Here is a 1740-nt window from a genome sequence, read left to right as displayed (position 1 = left end):
TAATGAGCAGCTTAGGAACAGTAGTAGAAATTATTGGCGCGGTCGTGGATGTTGAATTCCCACGCGAGAGCGTTCCCAAAATCAATGATGCATTAAAATTGGTTGATGGCGATTTGGTGTTTGAAGTACAACAACAGCTTGGTGATGGAGTTGTACGGACTATTGCTATGGGAACTACCGATGGCTTAAAGCGTGGCTTAAAAGCGCAAAACACCGGTCATCCAATCCAAGTACCGGTCGGTAAGAAAACGTTAGGTCGTATCATGGACGTTTTAGGTCGTCCAGTAGATGATGCAGGTCCTATTGACGCTGATGAGCATTGGGCTATTCACCGTAAAGCTCCAAGTTACGAAGAACAAGCAGGTAGCCAAGAATTATTAGAAACAGGTATTAAAGTAATTGACTTACTTTGCCCATTTGCAAAAGGTGGTAAAGTTGGTTTGTTCGGTGGTGCCGGTGTGGGTAAAACCGTTAATATGATGGAATTAATCCGTAATATTGCGATTGAGCACAGTGGTTACTCTGTATTCGCTGGTGTGGGTGAGCGTACTCGTGAAGGGAATGATTTTTATCACGAAATGAAAGATTCCAACGTATTGGATAAAGTATCACTTGTCTATGGTCAGATGAATGAGCCACCAGGTAACCGTCTGCGTGTTGCGTTAACTGGCTTAACTATGGCAGAAAAATTCCGTGATGAAGGTCGTGACGTATTATTATTTGTGGATAATATTTACCGTTATACTCTGGCCGGGGTTGAGGTATCAGCGCTGTTAGGTCGTATGCCTTCTGCGGTAGGATACCAACCTACATTAGCGGAAGAAATGGGTATGCTCCAAGAGCGTATTACCTCGACTAAAACTGGTTCGATCACTTCGATTCAGGCGGTATATGTACCGGCGGATGACTTGACTGACCCATCACCTGCTACTACCTTTGCGCATTTAGATGCAACAGTTGTATTATCACGACAAATTGCTGAGTTGGGTATTTATCCAGCGGTTGATCCTTTAGATTCTACTTCACGTCAATTAGATCCATTAGTTGTTGGTCAAGAGCACTACGATACAGCACGGCGCGTGCAACAAACCTTACAACGTTACAAAGAATTGAAAGATATTATTGCAATTCTGGGTATGGACGAATTATCAGAAGAAGACAAACGTGTGGTAACGCGTGCACGTAAAATCCAAAGATTCTTGTCACAGCCATTCTTCGTTGCTGAAGTCTTCACTGGTTCCCCAGGAAAATACGTATCGCTTAAAGATACGATCAAAGGCTTCCAAGGTATTCTTGCTGGTGAGTACGATGATTTGCCTGAGCAAGCATTCTATATGGTTGGTAGCATTGAGGAAGCGGTCGCTAAAGCGAAAACCTTATGAGGTAAGATGATATGACGATAACAACGCACTTGGATATTGTTAGTGCTGAACATGAAATATTCTCTGGTTTGGTTGAATTAGTTGTAGCGACTGGAGAATTAGGTGAAGTGGGCATAGGCGCAGGCCATGCTCCTTTGCTGACTGTTTTGAAACCTGGAGAAGTACGACTTACTTTACCTGGTGGTGAACAAGACATTTATTATGTTCAGGGTGGTATGCTGGAAGTACAACCAAATTGCGTCACCATTCTTGCTGATGTAGTTGAGCGTGCTGAACATCTTGATGAAGCTGCGGCTATGGCGGCAAAGGCGCAAGCAGAAGCTGCTATGGCAAAATAAAAGTGACGAGATGGATTATT

General features: G+C 43.5%; 1 protein-coding gene and 1 pseudogene. Both read left to right on the top strand.

The features are described from left to right. The first annotated feature begins 2 nt into the window (after nucleotides 1–2). Nucleotides 3–1382 carry a F0F1 ATP synthase subunit beta gene (gene atpD, locus LDG_RS08620; protein ID WP_006870895.1) on the top strand — a complete coding sequence of 460 codons (1380 nt, stop codon included), beginning with the start codon at nucleotides 3–5 and terminating at the stop codon, nucleotides 1380–1382. Nucleotides 1383–1393: 11 nt separating this feature from the next. Next, a pseudogene (locus LDG_RS08615) lies at nucleotides 1394–1740 on the top strand (F0F1 ATP synthase subunit epsilon); the annotation flags it as partial.

It is taken from the genome of Legionella drancourtii LLAP12 (assembly GCF_000162755.2).
Taxonomy (GTDB): domain Bacteria; phylum Pseudomonadota; class Gammaproteobacteria; order Legionellales; family Legionellaceae; genus Legionella; species Legionella drancourtii.
This window is presented reverse-complemented; position numbering and strand designations above follow the sequence as displayed.

What these genes read in the sequence shown, in the direction of transcription:
- atpD (WP_006870895.1), top strand. Translation starts at nt 3, where the DNA reads ATGAGCAGCTTAGGAACAGTAGTAGAAATTATTGGCGCGGTCGTGGAT.